We start from the raw sequence: 17,104 nt of genomic DNA, 5'->3' as shown, positions 1-17,104 counted from the left end.
AAATTCGACTAATCCGATGTTGATGGCCTTGTTAAGCTGTTGGGAAACCAACAGGAGACATTCTTAATACCGTGCCTATCAACGCACTCCAACGTTTTATCAAACTGGAAGCCGCCGCCGGAATACTGCTCTTTCTTGCGGCTGCAGCCTCCATGATTGTTGCCAATTCCTCGTTGGCAGGGTTCATGTCCGGCGTGCTCGATGCGCGTGCAGCTGTCATCATTGGTGCCTTGTCTATCGACAAGTCGGTTCTGCTATGGATCAACGATGGTCTCATGGCCGTGTTCTTTCTATTGGTAGGCCTGGAGCTCAAGCGAGAGGTGCTGGAAGGTCAGCTCTCTGATCGTAGTCAGTTGGCCTTGCCGGTGGTAGGAGCATTGGGAGGCTTCATGGTGCCGGCGCTTATCTTTACGCTATTCAATCTAGGCGATGCCACCGCTTTGAAAGGCTGGGCCATCCCTTCGGCAACTGATATTGCTTTCGCACTGGGCGTCTTGTCATTGTTTGGATCACGAATTCCCTTGTCAGTGAAAGTCTTTCTTGCCTCACTGGCCATCATTGATGATCTGGCCGCCATCGTCGTCATCGCGTTGTTCTATACCAGTGACCTGTCCCTGGTGGCTTTGGGGGTTGCCGCTGTGGGTATCGTGGGTCTGGTCGCACTGAATGTTTTCAACGTCACTCGGACAGCCGCCTACATTCTGATCGGCGTGGTGATCTGGATTGCGGTACTCAAAAGCGGGATTCATGCAACGCTTGCCGGAGTGATTGTCGCACTGGCCATACCGCTGACATCAAAATCTTCAAGTCAGACAGCCGGTGTGCGCGCCGAGAGAAAGGACTCACCGCTGCGATCCCTGGAGCATGCGCTTCACCCCTGGGTAGGCTATGGCATCCTGCCGCTCTTCGCGTTTGCCAACGCTGGCGTCTCATTGGAAGGAATCACCTGGGAGATGCTCATGAATCCGCTGACCCTGGGCATCGCTGTGGGGCTGTTTCTGGGTAAGCAGGTGGGGGTATTCATACCTATCTGGCTGGGCGTCAAGGCCAGGCTTCTGAGCATGCCTGACAAGTCCACCATGCTGATGTTGTACGGAACCGCGCTGGTCACCGGTATCGGTTTCACCATGAGTTTTTTCATCGGCTCACTGGCCTATGAGAATCTGGATCAGAGCTTTGCAAATTCGATGAAGCTGGGTGTTCTGGGTGGTTCAATGCTGTCGTTGATCTTCGGCATACTGGTGCTCTGGATAAGTACTCGCAAGGTAACTGCTCAGGCCACCGATGCGCGAAAGTATTAGTCAGCCGCCAGTATCCTTTTATAAGAAGTAACGAAATCCAAAGTCTCAGTGGTACTCTTGACAAAGCGGAAAGAGCGGGATTGTTCGGGTTAGACGCAGCAGTTGGTGGGCCTGAATCACCATACGTGTAGACTGACCATTCAGTTATGTCGCAATCATTGCCTTGATCGAGATAGCCTTACAATTCACCACCCGAGATCAGTTTCATACGGCCTTGTTTATACAAGAAGCCAACATCAAGGAATGGACGTGGCGGCAGACGCTGGCCTGCTGGAATCGACAGTTGCAATGACAGCAGCTCGCTCGTGTGATCTTCCATATATTCTGCCAGCAACGTTCCGGTGGTTTCACCACGAGTCAGGCAAGAGACATCGTTGGTTAGTACGGCAAACAAATTCTTGTCGTACTCACCAAACACGCCACCATTTGGACGCTAAGCCACGCATCAAGGCGGCTGGGTTCACAAGTACATTGTGACACTCATGTCTGATGCACAGGCCCGCGGTGATGCGGTAAAGGTGAATGCGGCAGATGCGCTGTTTCATCTGAGGATTGCAGAAAAATCAAGCAATGACATGCTGATAAAAATGCTTTCTCAGATTCATGAAAAAGTATTTCAGATTCGGAATCTTTTTTTCAAGAACGAAGCTTGTGAAGTAGATGTTATCTCGGCTCACGCAGTCTTGCTACAGGCTATTTGTGAAATTTGGGTTGGACAGACTTAATCTTTACGTCGATGTGATGGCTGCTGGTGCCAAACGGAAAATGCCCGATGCAGCCGCTCTAGCCTCGATTGGTCGGTTCTCTGTTATGCCAGAGGATGGTCCAGCGCCCTATGTCGTCACCACTTGGGACGCTGTTTTGAGGATGTTGGAACGTGAAGGGATTGAGTGGAAAGTGTAAATGAGATTTGGGCCGTTCAAAACTGAGAGGCCTTTACCGGCGCTCAGTGCGGTTGCGCCTTTTTCGATGATGGTGCCGGTATTCGGGCTACGAGCCTGCGCCGCAGAATCTGTACTTGATATCGGTGTGCCCGAAGCCATCGGGAAGAAACAGCATTGAAGTGGGAGGGCGCTACACTTCAAGTACACTCATTCACCTCGATACATCGTCAATGAGCCAGCACCATGAGTACAATCGGTAATATTCTGTGGTTTGTTCTGGGTGGATTGGTCATGGGGCTGGCGTGGTTTTTCTTCGGTCTGCTCGCCTTCATCACCATTGTGGGAATTCCCTGGGGAAGAAGCTGTTTTGTCATCGGCAAGTTCTCGTTTTTTCCCTTTGGCAAAGAGGCTGTTTCCAGAAGAGAGCTATCCAATGCCGGTGATGTAGGGACCGGATTCCTGGGGCTTGTTGGCAACGTCATCTGGTTTGTGTTCGCTGGTGTCTGGCTTGCCGTTGGACACCTGATCGCAGCAGTTTGCTGTTTTGTCACGATCATTGGCATCCCGTTCGGCATTCAGCATCTGAAGCTTGCAGGCATTTCGGTATTCCCTATTGGCAAGACGATAGTCTCCAAATAGGTTCTGATTCAATCATCGGCGCATGATAGAGCCCAAACCCTGCTACTCACTCATTACAGGTCTTCTGCCGGAGCGAGTGTGCGCTGCGCGACCAGTCCGTTGAAATCAAGCTTCACACCCAGCGTCACTGCTGTATTCAGGCTGCCTGAAGGCACGCTGGCAAGATACTGAAAGACGATACCTGTCTGAATGCTCTGAAATGCATCACCAATCTGGGTGGATGTCACATTGAAGTAGGAGCCACCTGTTTCATCGGCTACACGAAGTAATTCGTCCGATGCAGAGCTACTATCCATGCCGACCGTGTAAATGGGAATGCCGTAGCTCTTTGCAAGCTGGATGGCGTCATCCTCGTCTCCCGGGCCATTGTCCTGACCATCGGTCATCGCAACGACGACAGGGCGACCGTTGCCTCTGAGCGCCAGACGTTCAAGTGCATCTTGAACGGCTTCATAGAGATGCGTCGAACCAGCAAAAGGGTAAGCGCCGTACTGCAGTTCGATATTGGTTGGCGTATCAGGGTGCAGGGCATCGCCTGATTCACCACGGTACAACTGCGATCGGCGGTTGTAGGCATCAACGAGAAATCGCAAGCGTGCGGCATCGGTTGTAAACCCATCGTCACTCAGAACATAGCTCAGTGCATCACCATCGAGATTTTGTATGGGAAGCTCACGATCAATTGTCTCCTGATCCAGAAAATTCACGTTCGAGGAAAAGACAGACAGGGCAACGGCGTCGCTTGCGGCCTTCTGACTCAGAAACTGATGAGCCGCAATAGCTGCCAGTTGGTATCGATCGTAATCCACATCGTTGTCGTCGGTGTACGCCGTTTCGGACATGGATCCACTTGCATCCAGTGTCAGCACCACGGTAGCCGACTCGTCGTTGATAGCCGAGCTGGCATTGATTACCGAATCAGGTGTCAGCACCGTATCGTCAAGCAGCAAGGAGAAAGCAGATGCTGGTATACCCAGAACAGCCTTGCGTGATTCATTGTCAGTCACGGAGAAGGCCAGAGTGCCATCATCGACAATCTGCAAGGTTCCAATTTCGTAGCTGGAGGTGGAGGCGATTGTTGATGCCAACCCGGTAGCACCTTCACCGATGAAGACTTCTGTCTCTGCCTGCAGCGGCCGGAAACCCGGTGCTTCCGCCACGATCCCGGTAGCGGTAGCCGGAGCGCTTGCACTGAAAGCACCGCACTCATCGGCCGTGAAGCTCTCGCCCAACACCTCACCGTTCTCATCGACAAAAGTGATACTGGCATCGGCCAAGGGTGAATAACCAGCGGGGATTGCCGGGCAATCGTCAGCTATTCGAAGCTGAGTTTTCAACTGACTATCGAGCATTTTCTCTACACCCGTTGTGATCTCCGGAGCCATGAGGGAGCCTGCAAAGACCACATCGTCATCAGCTGGCGTGTTGCCACCGCCATCACTATCGCTACAAGGCCAGAGCAATAACTGGAGCTCCAGAGATAGCGTCAGTTCCTCCTACTCGCCAGACGGGGCGGCAAATGGTTTCTTGAAAGTGAAGGCCGAATAAGTAGGTCCGATTCGCTGCAGGAGATCGAGACGCATTTTCGCCTCTTCAACACCAGGCCTGCGACCTTCTTCCACCCACCACAGCACCATGAAGAACTCCAGCCTGTCGAACCACTGTTTGCGGTTGCGCATGATGCCCGTGTGCTCACTGTTCTTGTAGACGAAATTGAACAGTGACTCGGTATTCGTCCACACCGACAAGTTGACAATGACATTGGGATCCTCAAACGCTGCAACATCCAGGGCGTTATTGCCATCGCCCTTGAGCCGCCAGAGAAATCCGGGCTGGCTCTCTGCTATGGCATTAATGCGATCCAGATTGTCGACAAACCCCTTGTTTACAGGATCATTTTGCTGCACCCGAAATCTGGCGATATTGAGTTGAGCCAGTTGGTAGTTCATTTGTACAAGCCTTTCAGATGTTCGGAGTGTGCATGGTAATGACTATGAACTTTATCCACAAATACTGTGGATAACCCTGTGGGTGGAATGCGTATAGATCGCTGTGACGGGGGTTAAGTAACGTTTGTGAAATATTGTTCAAAAAATGACCGATATTTCTGACCCGCTAAAGGCCAGCTGATGGGTCGTTGTTGATAGGTTGTAAGGGCGCAATAGGGCATTACCGCAACGCGTACAAACGTGCAGATAAGTGCGTAGGTTGCACCTGAGAGATTCAGGATAGGCTGGGCTTTCATGCCCGGTTCTCGGCGGCTGTCCATCAGGTTTTCCTGAAAGTACAGTCAAGCACAATACTTGATTGCTTTACTTGGTTATGGGAAAATTCTGCCATGGATTTTTACAGAATGCAGTAACCATGAAACTGACTACCAAGGGACGATACGCCGTTACAGCCATGCTTGATCTGTCGTTGCATGGTGATTCCGGGCCGGTTTCTCTGGCGGATATTTCCACTCGTCAGGAGATTTCCCTGTCCTATCTTGAACAGTTGTTTTCCAAGCTGCGGCGTAAAGGGCTGGTCAACAGTACAAGAGGGCCGGGCGGTGGTTATCGCATCGCCAGGGATTTACATCTGGTTTCCGTCTCAGAGATCATTGGCGCAGTCAATGAGTCGGTCGATGCCACGCAGTGCGCAGGCAAGGAGAATTGTCACAGCCACGGACGGTGCCTTACTCACGATTTGTGGGAGGGGCTTAGTGCGCAGATCGAGGATTTTCTCAGCAGTGTTTCATTGCAGGACATGATAGACCAGCAGAGAGTACAGAGCACCTCACTACGTCAGGACAGAATATTGGTACAAAGACCCTCTGTGTAGGGAGAGCGTCCAAAGAGCTTGGGTTCAGGCTTGTGTTGCTTCTTGTCTGATCTTGCCAACAATAGAGCGCAATCCGTTACCCCGAGCGACTGTGATATGCCGTTCCAGATCCAGTTCCTTGAAGTAGCCATCCATATCGAACTCCAGGATTTCCTGAGCGCTTTTGTCTTGATAGGCCGCTAATACCAGCACCAACAAGCCTTTGACAATGATGGCATCGCTGTCAGCGGAGAAATGCAGTTTGTCCTGGTTTGTGTTCGTATTGGTTTTCAACCAGACACTGCTCTGGCAACCTTTGACCAACCTGTCGTCAGTGCGATCTGCATCGCTCAATACTGGCAGCTGTTTGCTCAGATCGATAATGTATTGATAGCGCTCTTCCCAATCATCGAAGAAGGCCAGGTCGTCAATGATTTCCGTACTTGAAGGTAGTTTTGCCATGCTAAAAGAATAATCCAGCTTCCAGTTGAGCTTCTTCAGACATCATTTCGCGAGACCACGGTGGGTCAAAGATTAACTCGACAACGACTTTCTTGACATTGGGTACAGTGCTTACCCGGTCTTCCACATCACTCACTAAAACAGGGCCCATGCCGCAACCCGGTGCCGTCAGTGTCATTTGAATGGTGACAATGCCGGTGGTTTGCTCAATCGCCACATCATAAATAAGGCCCAATTCAACGAGGTTGATAGGGATTTCAGGATCAAATACGCTTTCCAACGCCAACCAGACGTTCTTTTCGCTTACATCCGTTCCTTCATTGTCTTCATCGAAAGCCGGCGCCGTCAACATTTCACGGCCCAGAACATCGGCATCAATTCCGTCTATTCGCAGCATGTTGCCACGCCAGGTGACCGTGAAGCTACCACCCAGATCCTGGGTAATAGTGACAAATTGATTGGCAGGAATTATTTGAGGTTCGCCGGTGGGAACACGCCTCGCGCGACATTCGCGCTTGGTAACCACGATTTTCTGTAACATGATCTATCCCACGCTAAAGCTTTCTCCGCAACCACACGCGTTTACGACGTTAGGGTTGTTGTACTTGATCAAGCCGTTGACACCCTCCATCACGTAATCGATTTCTGTGTTGCGGATAAGGTCATGAGCTTGTTCGGCCACGGCGATAGATAAGGCGTCAGAAAATTTGAGCACCTCATCCTTCTCCACAGCACTATCGGTGATTTCGATGACGTAGGCGAAACCCGTACAACCACTCACTTTTGTAGACAAACGTACCAACGAGCCTGGCTTATCGGCAAGCTGCTTTTCAAAATGTGCAATTGCACGTGGCGTGAGAGTAATCAGCGCGGTGTTCGGGACGAATTTTTCTACAGTCATGGCTATTCTTCCTTATGTCAGCATTTGTTGGGCTTTTTTCAGCGCAACAAATAATGCGTCAATATCTTCAACAGTATTATAGATAGACAGTGACACGCGTGCGGTACCACCAACGCCCAGGCGTTTCATCAAAGGTTGTGCACAATGATCACCAGTACGGATGGCAACACCTTGCTGGTCCAGAATAAATCCCAGATCACCGGGGTGTGTGCCATCGACAAGAAAGCTCATCACTCCGACTTTTTCCCTGGCAGTACCAACAAGAGTCATTCCTGGAAATTCACTACCAAGTTCCATCGCGTACTTCAGCACTTCACTTTCATGCTGTCTTAACGCGGCAAAATCCTGTTTCGTGAACCATTCCACCGCCGCACCCAAGCCAATGGCACCCGCAATATTTGGCGTACCTGCCTCAAGCCTGTAGGGCAGTTCTCCCCAAGTGGCGTGTTGATAATCAACAGTGCTGATCATTTCGCCACCCGTTTGCCAAACAGGCCAGGTTTCGAGCACATCGTAACGGCCCCAGAGCACACCAATACCGGTAGGGCCAAACAGCTTGTGACCCGAAAAGGCGTAGAAGTCACAGCCGATCGCTTGTACATCAACTTCGCAATGAGCAATACCTTGTGCGCCATCAACCAGTACGAGAGCATCACCACGGGATTTGACCATTGCCGTCATGGCAGTGATGGGGTTCAGCGTACCGAGTGCATTGGAGGCATGTGGAAAGGCAACAAAACGGGTGCGTTCGCTCAACAATGATTCGAAATGCTCCATGTCGAGCTCGCCAGAGTCGCTGATTCTTGCCACTTTCAGTAGGGCGCCACTCGCTTCACAGGCTTGTTGCCAGGTGACCAGATTGGCATGGTGCTCCATTTCGGTCACAACGATTTCGTCGTTCTTTTCCAGTTTTTTCGATAAACCATTGGCCACCAGGTTAAGAGCCTCGGTAGTGCCTTTGGTCCATATGACTTCTTCACGCCGGGTCGCGTTCATGAACGTCAAGACGCTATTGCGTGCATTCTCGAATCGGCGAGTCGCCTCGTCAGATAATGCGTGGGCACCTCGATGTACATTGGCGTTACATTGAGTATAGAACCCCACCAAGGCATCAATCATCACCTGTGGCTTTTGAGTGGTGGCCGCATTATCCAGGTAGATCAGAGGCTTGCCATTGACCTGCGTGCTTAATATTGGAAATTGCGCACGCAATGTCTGAACATCAAAGCTCACGACACTTGCACTTCCATGGACTGGAAGCGATTGCTTAGCATATCGTTTAACCAGTTTCGAATTGATTCATCTTCGATAGCATTGATCAACTCCTGGATAAAACCGAAATTCAACATCACCAGTGCTTTAGAACGAGGAATTCCGCGAGTCAGCAGATAATATAATGATGTCTCGTCAATTTCGGCGATGGTTGCACCATGAGCGCAGCGCACATCATCAGCGTAAATTTCCAGTTCAGGCTTGGTATTAACCAGAGAACGACGAGATAACAACAAGTTACGGTTGTTCAGTTCAGCCAGGGTCTTCTGTGCATCAGGATGGATATGAATTCGGCCGCCAAAGTTGGCGCTAGCTCGATCACCTATGATGCCTCGCACTTTCTCATCAGTCGTACCATTAGGTACGGCATGTTCGATAACGCTCTGCAGGTCGAAATTCTCACCTTCGGCAAGCAGATACATGGCGTTCATATCGACTTTGGCATGCTCACCCAGGTAATTGACATCCACATTCAATTTGGACAGCTCGCTGCCAAAAGCAACAATAGTGCTATTGAGATAAGACGATTCACCTATCTGAAAATGACAGCCGCCCACGTGCAATGCTTTTTGCGTGAAGAAGGCAAAGCGATAGTGATACAAGGTGGCGTTGTCAGCAATGTTGAACTCACTGACACTGGTGTTCATGCTTTCCTGCTCGCCAATACCGTGTTCCAGAATCGTTACTTTGGCATTCTTCGCAACATTCACCAATAATCTGGAGTGGTTTTCAACACCCTCAGTGGCTGCATGAATGATTCGCACCGGTGTATCGATGAGGGCATCTTCTGCTACATCAATGATGATACCGGCATCAGCAATCACATCATTGACCAGACCGAAAACATGCCTCTCAGGCTTGATCTTGCCCATGAACTGACTAGCTAGCGCTGCAGCTTTCTCATCATGCAATGAATAGATGCTGATGCCTGTTGGCAAGCTCAGTGTGCTGAGATCTGTTTTCAGCTCACCACCAACCATGTATATGTCGATGCTTTCAAACTCAGGAATAGCAGGCTCTTGCCAGGTGGATATAGCCATTGGCGAGAGCAGGGCAGGGCGCGACTCAATTGGCTTGAGTGGCGTATTTCGCCATGCTTCTGTTCTGCGTGTTGGCCAGGCGTTGTCCTTCTTCAGCTTGCCCAGTGATGAAGCTCGCTGTTCGGAAAACCATGTGGCCCCTGCATGAGCAGCCGCCTGGGTATCTGCATGAGCAATGACACCTTCAAGCCATTGGTTCATACATCTTCCTCTTTATAGTTGATGCCCAAAAATCCATAGCCTTCCTTCTCGACTTTCAGAGCCAGGGAGGCATCACCACTTTGCACGATTTTTCCATCGGCCAGTATGTGCACGAAATCGGGTTCAATGAAATCCAGCAAACGCTGGTAATGAGTCACGACCACAAACGATCGGTTTGCATCACGTTGGCTATTTACGCCGTTGGCAACAGTTTGCAAGGCGTCGATGTCCAGACCTGAGTCGGTCTCATCCAGAAAACAGATGGTTGGTTGTAACAGGATCATCTGCATGATCTCATTACGCTTTTTCTCGCCGCCCGAAAAGCCTTCGTTAACACCTCGTTTGAGAAAATCCAGTGGCAGCTGCACTTGCTTGCAGGCCTCTTTCGCCAATTTGAGAAATTCACCCGCGGTGTAAGGCGCTTGTTTTTTGGCGTCACGTGCAGCGTTGACCGCCTCTTTCATGAAGACCATGTTGCTCACGCCCGGGATTTCAACAGGGTACTGAAAGGCGAGGAAAAAGCCTGCTACAGCACGTTCCTCAATGTCCATGTCCAGTAGATCTTCGCCATTGAGAGTGGCTGACCCTTCGGTGACTTCGTAGCCATCGCGACCAGACAGTACATAGCCTAAGGTGCTTTTTCCTGAGCCATTGGGCCCCATGATGGCGTGGACTTCACCAGGGTTGATCGTTAGATCTATCCCCTTGATGATACTTTTGTCTTCTATGCCGGCATGTAAATTTTGAATGGATAACATACTTAACCTACTGACCCCTCAAGGCTTATTTCGAGAAGTTTGCCAGCTTCGACAGCGAACTCCATCGGTAATTGTTTGAATACTTCCTTGCAGAAGCCGTTAACGATCATGGAAACCGCTTTTTCCGGATCCAGGCCACGCTGCTGGCACAAGAACATTTGTTCATCACTGACCTTTGACGTTGTCGCTTCGTGCTCGACAATGGCAGTCGGGTTACGGCTTTCTATGTAGGGAAACGTATGTGCTCCACATTTGTCGCCAATCAATAGAGAATCACATTCGGTAAAATTACGGGCATTGTCTGCTCTGGGACCCATTTTCACCAAGCCGCGATAAGCGTTGCTACTTCTGCCTGCCGAGATGCCTTTGGTGATGATGGTGGAGCGGGTATTCTTGCCTATGTGAATCATCTTGGTACCGGTGTCTGCCTGTTGACGACCACGAGTCAGAGCAACGGAATAGAATTCACCGACAGAGTTGTCACCTTTGAGTATGCAGCTTGGGTACTTCCACGTGATTGCAGACCCTGTCTCTACTTGCGTCCAGGATATTCTCGCATTGGTGTGAGCTATGCCTCGTTTTGTGACGAAGTTGTAGATGCCGCCCTTGCCATTTTCATCGCCCGGGTACCAGTTCTGTACGGTTGAGTATTTTATCTTGGCATCGTCCAGAGCTACTAGTTCTACGACGGCTGCGTGTAACTGGTTCTCATCTCGCTGTGGTGCGGTACAGCCTTCCAGGTAGCTTAGTTGACTGCCTTCATCGGCAACAATCAAGGTGCGTTCAAACTGCCCTGTATTGAGTTCATTGATCCTGAAATAGGTAGATAGTTCCATCGGGCAGGTGACGCCTTTTGGGATATACACAAAAGAGCCATCGGTGAACACGGCGCTGTTCAAGGCAGAGAAGTAGTTATCGTTCCTTGCGACCACCGAGCCCAGGTACTTCTTGACCAGCTCGGGATGATTTCGTACCGCTTCGGAGATGGGACAGAAGATCACGCCCGCTTCAGAGAGCTTTTCACGAAAAGTCGTCACGACGGAGACAGAGTCAAAGACAAGATCGACAGCGACTCCGGCCAGCATTTGCTGCTCGTGTAAGGGAATGCCGAGTTTCTCGTAGGTGCGGATCAGCTCCGGATCAACCTCATCCAGGGATTGAGGCCTGTCCTTCATGCTCTTGGGAGCAGAGTAGTAGGAGATGGACTGGTAATCGATTGGCTCAAGATCAAGATTTGCCCAATCAGGGGCTTCCATTTCCAACCAGCTACGGTAGGCTTTCAGGCGCCATTCCAGTAGCCATTCTGGCTCGTCTTTCATCGTGGATAAACGACGAATGACAGATTCATCCAAACCAGGTTCAAACGTCTCAGATTGGATATCCGTTACAAAGCCTGCTTCGTATTTTCTGTCAAGCGCCAGATCAAGTTCGTCAATCATATCGGGATCCTTTACACAAATGAATATTCATTGAGAGTATCTCTCGGTGTCTGAATATTGGAGTTCTTGTACATCTGATATCGCTCTGCATTTAGTAGTGATAGCGGCCACTCATTTCAACCGAAGGCTGCCACTCACCAAGCAAAGGATGTCGCCGGAGCCAGGCTTCTGCCCTTACCGGGACAAGATTACCGGCCGATCGGAGCACCGTGACGATGAACAGGCCATTGTGCAGCCTTTTGGCTTCCGATGTCAATTCCGCGGCATATGTGGGCGGTACGTAGTCACACGATCATTGGATCTTGATCCTGATGCCTTGAAACCCGTTTTGAACGCGCATCTGGGTGTGGCGGCGCTGGTTCAGCTTGGGTGAATGTCCGGTGGCCAGTCCAATCCCGCTTATTTGGTCGTCCGTGGCACAAGACTGTCGATATTGAGAGCGCAATCCAATGGTCCAGGGTGTCAGCCTTGATGGGGAAGCTCCCGGAGAGTCGAGATTGACACAATAACCTAATTACTGCGAGACACATTAACCTAAAAGCAGTATGGCCAAAAAACCTGGAGAGAATCCTGTCGTGGCAAAGCCTACCGAAAAACTGGCAGAGTCCAGAAGCACACTGCAAGCTGACTTTTTCCGGCCCAGGTAAATAGCCTAAAGGATCGGATTGCCTTGGGTGAGAAACTTCCGAAACTCACCCGATATTCTGTCGTCATTTGCGACTCGCTCCCAGAAATCCATAGCAAGGAGTCGAACCTTTTCGTACATCGGCACGTTCCCACTCAAGCAGTCAAGCCTGCTATGGCCCTTGGGAGAGAAGGATAACGGCTTGATCAAACCACGCATGGGAGCAAAGCCCATGGAGCACATGTCATACGAGGGGAGAAGGTTGAATTTGTCATCGAGCATGCCAAGGCTCATATTTCCCAGATGCATGTCTGTATTGTTGATCAGATAGCCGAACTCCCAGAGCAGGCGCGCATGCTGGAGATGCTCAGAGCTGATCAGGTTCTTGTCTGCAAGTCGGGTCATGACCGTTGGCCAATCAGCACCATCACCGACGAATTCTGCGTCGATCATTTGCAGGGATATCATGGAGGATCGCCCGTAATGCCCGGTGCGATCAAATCGTTCAGACTCCAGAAATAGTCTGTCATCTTTCTCCACAAGCTTCACGTTTGCAGCTGCTACCGAACCCGCATGCAAGGTTTCAGTAGCATGGTATTCAGTGATAAGAATGTCACGCCAGCGACTTGCATCAGCTTCGTGTCCTGCAGGTGAAAATTTCACGATCACATAGCTTGATTTTTCTTCTGAGTAGACCGTGAACTTGGGTTGTTCGCCGCCTGCGGATGAGCCTGCCAGTTCGCCTGACAGGACGGCATCGGCAATGGCGGGATAGTCATCTCGCCAGTAGGTTGTCGGAGCTCGCCGAGTCCGCACCAAGCCTGCTTCACCGAATTGAAAGTTACCCGGCAAGTCTTCACCGTTGGCTATTAGATATCTGCCTAAATGGCTTGTTTGCCAGCGAATAGGGTCGTTCGGAAACGTTGTGGAGCGTGCCGCTAGTTCGCTCACTATTTGTCGGCCTAGAAAACCTTGGGGCCTCAAGCCTTGTATGTAGTAGGGCAGATCGTCAAACACGCCAGAACCATTGACACCCAGCAGCAATGGGGAGCCTCCAGGGCAAAGCTCGACAAAGAAGCCGCGTATCAACAATGGCCGAATGTAAGCCGCTATCGTATTGTTGCCATCAGCATCGACGACAAATAGTGGAATCTTGTCGCCCGATCCGAAGGCATTGCGGGTCAGTGCGTATTTCGGGCTTCTGCCGTTAGGCAGTTTGACGACCCGATCGCCCAGCGATCCGATCTGGCGAGAGACCGCAGGCTGGCCTAATCCGGTTGCGAGCTGAAGCTGTTTGGAGGTGAGGATGTCAGATTCGAGGCATTGAGCCACGCCGAGCGCGTTTTTGGCCATGTACCTGCTCCTGAATCTGAAAAGTGCATAGTATTGGTAATACTTATATTTTACTAATTATGTATTTTAAACAACAATATAGATTGTTTAATGGTGAGTTATTTCATAGTTTAATGCATAGATAATCATACTTGTTCTGCATGACTTGCGGCAATAAGTACGCCAGCATTGCTACCCACAAACCGGAGGCTGGCCCGGGTTATCCACAAATCCTGTGGATAACCCTGTGGGCAGAATGCGTATAGATTGATGTAACGGGGGTTAGGTAACGCTCGTAAAATATTGTTCAAAAAATGACCGATATTTCTTCAAGGTGATCTGTGTTGCAAGCTCAACCCTGGCAGCTCACACGTCGCTCTGCCGATGTGGTGGCATCGATGCTGGTGAATTCCAGCGCTTTCCCGTCCAGATGCGCAATCAGTGCGCTTGTCTGGGCAGTCGCCGCTCAAGAGCAGGGGCGGGTCCAGTTAATGACCCGCATCGTAGGCATTACTGAGTTCAGATTCAAACAGGCGGCAACTGTCATTGGCATATTCGACTACGGACTACCACTTCTTGACGATTAAAATAATCTTAATAGAATCAGGCCAGCCAAGGCAAATCCGATCCCCAATAACTCAATACGGCGGAACGGTACCCGCAAGAAAAAGCGCGTATAAAGCAATATGACTACCAGGTTCAGTGCTGAAATCGCAGAGACCATGCCTGTTGGGCCTGTCGTAAAGGCAGTCAAGATAGCCACCATGCCACCGATATTGGTTAATCCGACGAGCATTCCAGTTGTGAACGTTCGAGAGGCAGACCATGTTGGTTCTGTCGTACTTTGGATGCGGCTACCTTTGCTCACCAACCACCCAATCATGAAAAGCAAACTGCCGACGCCAAACATCAACACCAATGTGATGAACATATCCGATTCAACACGGGTGGATTGCTTGCCCATGATATCGTTTAAACCGAAAAACAACGCCGCAAGCAGACCCCATTGCGCACCTTTCAAATCAGTGAAACTGAGGTCGTTGGAATAGCGAATGAGGTAGATGCCGATAAAAATGATCAGGAAAGACCACAATTGAATGGCAGTGAGTGTTTCATTCCACACTAGAAAAGCCAGGATAACGACAATCAATGGTGGCAAACTAGCCAGGACGGTGACGAGCGAGGCTTTGCCAACCGCATAACCCTTGAATAAGGAGGCGTTAGCCAAGAATGATAAAACGCCCATACTGCTACCGACCAAAATATGATTTGTCGATATTTTCAATGATGATTTTTGAAAGAGGATAAAAATAATACTCACCAGAAAGCCAGTGAAAAATACACCGCACAACATCAAATTGCGATTCGTTGTTTTTTGCGATGTCCATTGATAGAAGATACCGCGCAACCCGAAACACAAAGCAGCTAAAAGTGCGTAAAAAAACCAATTCATTGAAAATCTCTGGATTAGAAAAAATTGCTGTAGTGAACACACAGCCTGCTGCCGCGCGATCGTACTGAAAAAATTGCCAGTATCGAGGATCTGCGGTTTACGATGAACGTCAACGGCGCCCATTCCCGATCCACTGGCGGTGGCAAGCGCTACTTTTGCCATAGCCATGATGTATTCTCAAAGAAGTGAAGTGCTGTAGAGTTCCGAGAATATAAAGCGATTGGGCGCCCCCTACAACGCTGATACGCTATCACCTGAAGAAAGAATTTCTATTGGCTAATCGACTCGAACTCCCACCCATGAACGGTCTGCGTGCCTTTGAGGTGGCCGGGAGACACTTGAACTTCCGCGTAGCGGCAGACGAGCTGGGCGTCACGCAGGCGGCGATTGCGCAGCAGGTGCGAGGACTTGAGTCTGCGCTGGGAGTCCGGCTGTTCGAGCGCGGTGCCAGAGGTGTGTCGTTCACATCCGCCGGGCGCGGCTATCATCAAGCGGTCAGCGATGCGTTCGATCGCCTGCGAGAGGCCACCGGATCGTTGAGGCCGGAAAGCTCCAAGGTGACTGTCAGCGCTACGCCGACGTTTACCTCGCGTTGGTTGATCCCGAACCTGCCTGCATTCACAAGCAAGAATCCGGACATCGATTTCCGGATACTCTCTACCGAACGTGTACTCAGCTTCCACAGTGACGGCATCGATCTTGCCATTCGGCAAGGCAAGCCACCGTTCGGCGCGCAGTTCGATGTCGACCTGTTGTTCAGACGATCGAATATTGCCGTGGCAGCCCCGGAACTGGTGGGACGAAAGACCCTACCGCTGGCGAATTGCGACCTCACCCAGCTTCCGTTGCTTCACGACACGCACAACCTCTGGCCCGAGTTTCTACGACTAAGGTGTGCCGGTACCGACGCGCACAAACAGCGAAATCTTCACTTCAGCCAGACCAGCCTGAGCATAGAGGCGGCGCTGGCCGGTCAGGGTGTGGCACTGGTCAGTCGATTTCTGGTAGCTCGCGATCTTGAATTAGGCCGGCTGGTTCAGGTCGTTGACGGCATGTTAAAGGGGCACAACGACTTCTACCTGCTCGCACGCCATGCAGGAGAGCGACAGCCAGCGGTTGACATCGTGCGGCAATGGCTGTTGTCGCAGAGTGATCCGCAATTGTGAGCGGTTGGAGCGGAGAGAGGGAGGGGCAGTTCACTCTACACGTGTAGAGTGACTGTTCATTACCTGCAGTCGTTGCAGGGTTTACTGATCCAGGTCTGCTGCATCTGCAGTGCTCCAAATGTTTACCGATATCCTTAACAGGTCATAAGTCAGAGTCTGGCCGTCGAGGTATCAGCCTATCTTGATAGGTATAGCTGAATTGTCCTCATTCAGATGGCGTATAAGCTCGGCATCTGGTGTCAGTGAACACAGGCGGTGGCAACAAGGATCAGAGCTGGATCGATACCAAAAGCACCTTCAAGGTCTTCGTCAAAGAGCTTCAGCCATTCGTTTTGTGCACGATAGGCTAGCTTTTCCCTCTCTGCCGGGCAAGCGAATATAGTGCCAGACACGTCTTGTGAATGATGGACCATTTCGTGAACGAGAACGGAAAGCTGGGCGAGTGAGCCTCCTGTCCAGTCGTCGGAAACCAGAATAGCGTGCGCCTCTTTGTCGTAGAGGGCTACCACGTCGCCGGGCGTTGCGGATGCGCCTGGGCCATATCGCCGTGCGACCAGCTCAGCCAGCGGCATTGCGATTATGTCGGGATGAGATGCCGGGACTTCAAGCTGATACTGCGAGTTCAGCCAAAGGACTACAAAATCAAGAAACGTCGGCTTGGCGCGCTGTTCCGCGGCTGCGATGGAGGAGGTGATTCCAAGAACGCAGACGGTTGAGAAGATGAGAACCCTTACAATTTTCATGCGAACCTCATGAGAACGAATAGTCGTCACAAGAATCGGATACTGCTAGAGTGGAGTCTTGAGAGAAGCCTGAAAAAAGTTGGAGA

Annotated in this window: 20 protein-coding genes; 7 read left to right on the top strand and 13 right to left on the bottom strand. The window is 50.7% G+C overall.

All coding sequences use genetic code 11. The annotated features are described in order from the left end of the window. Positions 1–71: 71 nt before the first annotated feature. Positions 72–1,301, top strand: coding sequence for a Na+/H+ antiporter NhaA (gene nhaA / locus IMCC3135_RS28430; RefSeq protein WP_088920659.1), 1,230 nt, complete (start codon positions 72–74; stop codon positions 1,299–1,301). 178 nt (positions 1,302–1,479) lie between these two features. Here nhaA and IMCC3135_RS28425 read toward each other — a convergent pair whose 3' ends face one another. Beyond that, positions 1,480–1,695: a hypothetical protein gene (locus IMCC3135_RS28425; RefSeq protein WP_157736330.1), complete on the bottom strand. Its 216-nt coding sequence runs from the start codon at positions 1,693–1,695 to the stop codon at positions 1,480–1,482. Positions 1,696–1,783: 88 nt separating this feature from the next. Between IMCC3135_RS28425 and IMCC3135_RS28420 the strand changes: the two genes are divergently transcribed. The 3 genes from IMCC3135_RS28420 (at position 1,784) to IMCC3135_RS28415 (ending at position 2,824) form a co-directional block, all read left to right on the top strand. Further along, a complete protein-coding gene (locus tag IMCC3135_RS28420) occupies positions 1,784–2,026 on the top strand; it encodes an FCD domain-containing protein (RefSeq protein WP_088920657.1) in 243 nt (80 codons plus the stop codon). Positions 2,027–2,204: 178 nt separating this feature from the next. Next, positions 2,205–2,363: a hypothetical protein gene (locus IMCC3135_RS34355; RefSeq protein WP_157736329.1), complete on the top strand. Its 159-nt coding sequence runs from the start codon at positions 2,205–2,207 to the stop codon at positions 2,361–2,363. Between the two features lie 65 nt (positions 2,364–2,428). Continuing rightward, a complete protein-coding gene (locus tag IMCC3135_RS28415; protein WP_088920656.1) occupies positions 2,429–2,824 on the top strand; it encodes a YccF domain-containing protein in 396 nt (131 codons plus the stop codon). Between the two features lie 53 nt (positions 2,825–2,877). Here IMCC3135_RS28415 and IMCC3135_RS28410 read toward each other — a convergent pair whose 3' ends face one another. Both IMCC3135_RS28410 and IMCC3135_RS28405 read right to left on the bottom strand, forming a co-directional pair. Next, positions 2,878–4,287 (bottom strand): vWA domain-containing protein, encoded by a 1,410-nt coding sequence (locus IMCC3135_RS28410; protein ID WP_088920655.1) that lies wholly within the window; start codon positions 4,285–4,287, stop codon positions 2,878–2,880. 33 nt (positions 4,288–4,320) lie between these two features. Next, positions 4,321–4,773 (bottom strand): DUF3291 domain-containing protein, encoded by a 453-nt coding sequence (locus IMCC3135_RS28405; protein WP_088920654.1) that lies wholly within the window; start codon positions 4,771–4,773, stop codon positions 4,321–4,323. A gap of 415 nt (positions 4,774–5,188) precedes the next feature. Here IMCC3135_RS28405 and iscR point away from each other — a divergent pair, with 415 nt between their 5' ends. Then, a complete protein-coding gene (gene iscR, locus IMCC3135_RS28400) occupies positions 5,189–5,647 on the top strand; it encodes a Fe-S cluster assembly transcriptional regulator IscR (protein WP_088922131.1) in 459 nt (152 codons plus the stop codon). 24 nt (positions 5,648–5,671) lie between these two features. On the opposite strand, the gene IMCC3135_RS28395 is transcribed toward iscR, so the two are convergent. From IMCC3135_RS28395 to yjjJ, 8 genes are all read right to left on the bottom strand, one after another. Next, positions 5,672–6,088 (bottom strand): SufE family protein, encoded by a 417-nt coding sequence (locus IMCC3135_RS28395; RefSeq protein WP_088920653.1) that lies wholly within the window; start codon positions 6,086–6,088, stop codon positions 5,672–5,674. A 1-nt stretch (position 6,089) separates the two neighbouring features. Beyond that, entirely contained in the window at positions 6,090–6,629 is a 540-nt protein-coding gene (sufT, locus tag IMCC3135_RS28390) for a putative Fe-S cluster assembly protein SufT (protein WP_088920652.1), read from the bottom strand. 3 nt (positions 6,630–6,632) lie between these two features. Then, the gene (locus IMCC3135_RS28385) at positions 6,633–6,989 is read right to left on the bottom strand and encodes a HesB/IscA family protein (protein WP_088920651.1); all 357 of its coding nucleotides are present in this window, start codon (positions 6,987–6,989) and stop codon (positions 6,633–6,635) included. A gap of 12 nt (positions 6,990–7,001) precedes the next feature. Beyond that, complete coding sequence (locus IMCC3135_RS28380) at positions 7,002–8,222, bottom strand: aminotransferase class V-fold PLP-dependent enzyme (protein ID WP_088920650.1); 1,221 nt, start codon at positions 8,220–8,222, stop codon at positions 7,002–7,004. Beyond that, positions 8,219–9,502 (bottom strand): Fe-S cluster assembly protein SufD, encoded by a 1,284-nt coding sequence (sufD, locus tag IMCC3135_RS28375; RefSeq protein WP_088920649.1) that lies wholly within the window; start codon positions 9,500–9,502, stop codon positions 8,219–8,221. The genes IMCC3135_RS28380 and sufD overlap by 4 nt, the downstream gene beginning before the upstream one ends. Then, entirely contained in the window at positions 9,499–10,260 is a 762-nt protein-coding gene (gene sufC, locus IMCC3135_RS28370) for a Fe-S cluster assembly ATPase SufC (RefSeq protein ID WP_088920648.1), read from the bottom strand. The genes sufD and sufC overlap by 4 nt, the downstream gene beginning before the upstream one ends. 2 nt (positions 10,261–10,262) lie before the next feature. Beyond that, a complete protein-coding gene (gene sufB, locus IMCC3135_RS28365; RefSeq protein ID WP_088920647.1) occupies positions 10,263–11,699 on the bottom strand; it encodes a Fe-S cluster assembly protein SufB in 1,437 nt (478 codons plus the stop codon). Between the two features lie 652 nt (positions 11,700–12,351). Then, positions 12,352–13,677 carry a type II toxin-antitoxin system HipA family toxin YjjJ gene (yjjJ, locus tag IMCC3135_RS28355; RefSeq protein ID WP_088920645.1) on the bottom strand — a complete coding sequence of 442 codons (1,326 nt, stop codon included), beginning with the start codon at positions 13,675–13,677 and terminating at the stop codon, positions 12,352–12,354. 323 nt (positions 13,678–14,000) lie between these two features. Here yjjJ and IMCC3135_RS28350 point away from each other — a divergent pair, with 323 nt between their 5' ends. Beyond that, on the top strand, positions 14,001–14,243 hold the full coding sequence (locus tag IMCC3135_RS28350; protein ID WP_157736328.1) for a hypothetical protein: 243 nt from the start codon (positions 14,001–14,003) through the stop codon (positions 14,241–14,243). Here IMCC3135_RS28350 and IMCC3135_RS28345 read toward each other — a convergent pair. Beyond that, positions 14,240–15,277, bottom strand: a complete 1,038-nt coding sequence (locus IMCC3135_RS28345) for a DMT family transporter (RefSeq protein ID WP_205737765.1) — start codon at positions 15,275–15,277, stop codon at positions 14,240–14,242. The two genes, IMCC3135_RS28350 and IMCC3135_RS28345, sit on opposite strands and share 4 nt — an antisense overlap. 104 nt (positions 15,278–15,381) lie before the next feature. Here IMCC3135_RS28345 and IMCC3135_RS28340 point away from each other — a divergent pair, with 104 nt between their 5' ends. Then, positions 15,382–16,275, top strand: a complete 894-nt coding sequence (locus IMCC3135_RS28340) for a LysR substrate-binding domain-containing protein (RefSeq protein WP_205737764.1) — start codon at positions 15,382–15,384, stop codon at positions 16,273–16,275. A gap of 239 nt (positions 16,276–16,514) precedes the next feature. Here the strand turns inward: IMCC3135_RS28340 and IMCC3135_RS28335 are convergent, their stop codons facing one another. Next, positions 16,515–17,018, bottom strand: a complete 504-nt coding sequence (locus IMCC3135_RS28335) for a DUF6647 family protein (RefSeq protein WP_088920642.1) — start codon at positions 17,016–17,018, stop codon at positions 16,515–16,517. Positions 17,019–17,104 lie beyond the last annotated feature (86 nt).

Source organism: Granulosicoccus antarcticus IMCC3135 (assembly GCF_002215215.1).
Lineage (GTDB): Bacteria > Pseudomonadota > Gammaproteobacteria > Granulosicoccales > Granulosicoccaceae > Granulosicoccus > Granulosicoccus antarcticus.
The sequence above is the reverse complement of the archived record's forward strand: the minus strand, read 5'-3'. Positions and strand labels throughout refer to the sequence as shown.

Coding starts and splice junctions, on each gene's coding strand:
- yjjJ (WP_088920645.1), bottom strand. CDS start 13,677: ATGGCCAAAAACGCGCTCGGCGTGGCTCAATGCCTCGAATCTGACATC.
- IMCC3135_RS28345 (WP_205737765.1), bottom strand. CDS start 15,277: ATGGCTATGGCAAAAGTAGCGCTTGCCACCGCCAGTGGATCGGGAATG.
- sufD (WP_088920649.1), bottom strand. CDS start 9,502: ATGAACCAATGGCTTGAAGGTGTCATTGCTCATGCAGATACCCAGGCG.
- IMCC3135_RS34355 (WP_157736329.1), top strand. CDS start 2,205: ATGAGATTTGGGCCGTTCAAAACTGAGAGGCCTTTACCGGCGCTCAGT.
- sufT (WP_088920652.1), bottom strand. CDS start 6,629: ATGTTACAGAAAATCGTGGTTACCAAGCGCGAATGTCGCGCGAGGCGT.
- IMCC3135_RS28420 (WP_088920657.1), top strand. CDS start 1,784: ATGTCTGATGCACAGGCCCGCGGTGATGCGGTAAAGGTGAATGCGGCA.
- IMCC3135_RS28335 (WP_088920642.1), bottom strand. CDS start 17,018: ATGAAAATTGTAAGGGTTCTCATCTTCTCAACCGTCTGCGTTCTTGGA.
- sufC (WP_088920648.1), bottom strand. CDS start 10,260: ATGTTATCCATTCAAAATTTACATGCCGGCATAGAAGACAAAAGTATC.
- sufB (WP_088920647.1), bottom strand. CDS start 11,699: ATGATTGACGAACTTGATCTGGCGCTTGACAGAAAATACGAAGCAGGC.
- IMCC3135_RS28415 (WP_088920656.1), top strand. CDS start 2,429: ATGAGTACAATCGGTAATATTCTGTGGTTTGTTCTGGGTGGATTGGTC.
- iscR (WP_088922131.1), top strand. CDS start 5,189: ATGAAACTGACTACCAAGGGACGATACGCCGTTACAGCCATGCTTGAT.
- IMCC3135_RS28405 (WP_088920654.1), bottom strand. CDS start 4,773: ATGAACTACCAACTGGCTCAACTCAATATCGCCAGATTTCGGGTGCAG.
- IMCC3135_RS28395 (WP_088920653.1), bottom strand. CDS start 6,088: ATGGCAAAACTACCTTCAAGTACGGAAATCATTGACGACCTGGCCTTC.
- IMCC3135_RS28385 (WP_088920651.1), bottom strand. CDS start 6,989: ATGACTGTAGAAAAATTCGTCCCGAACACCGCGCTGATTACTCTCACG.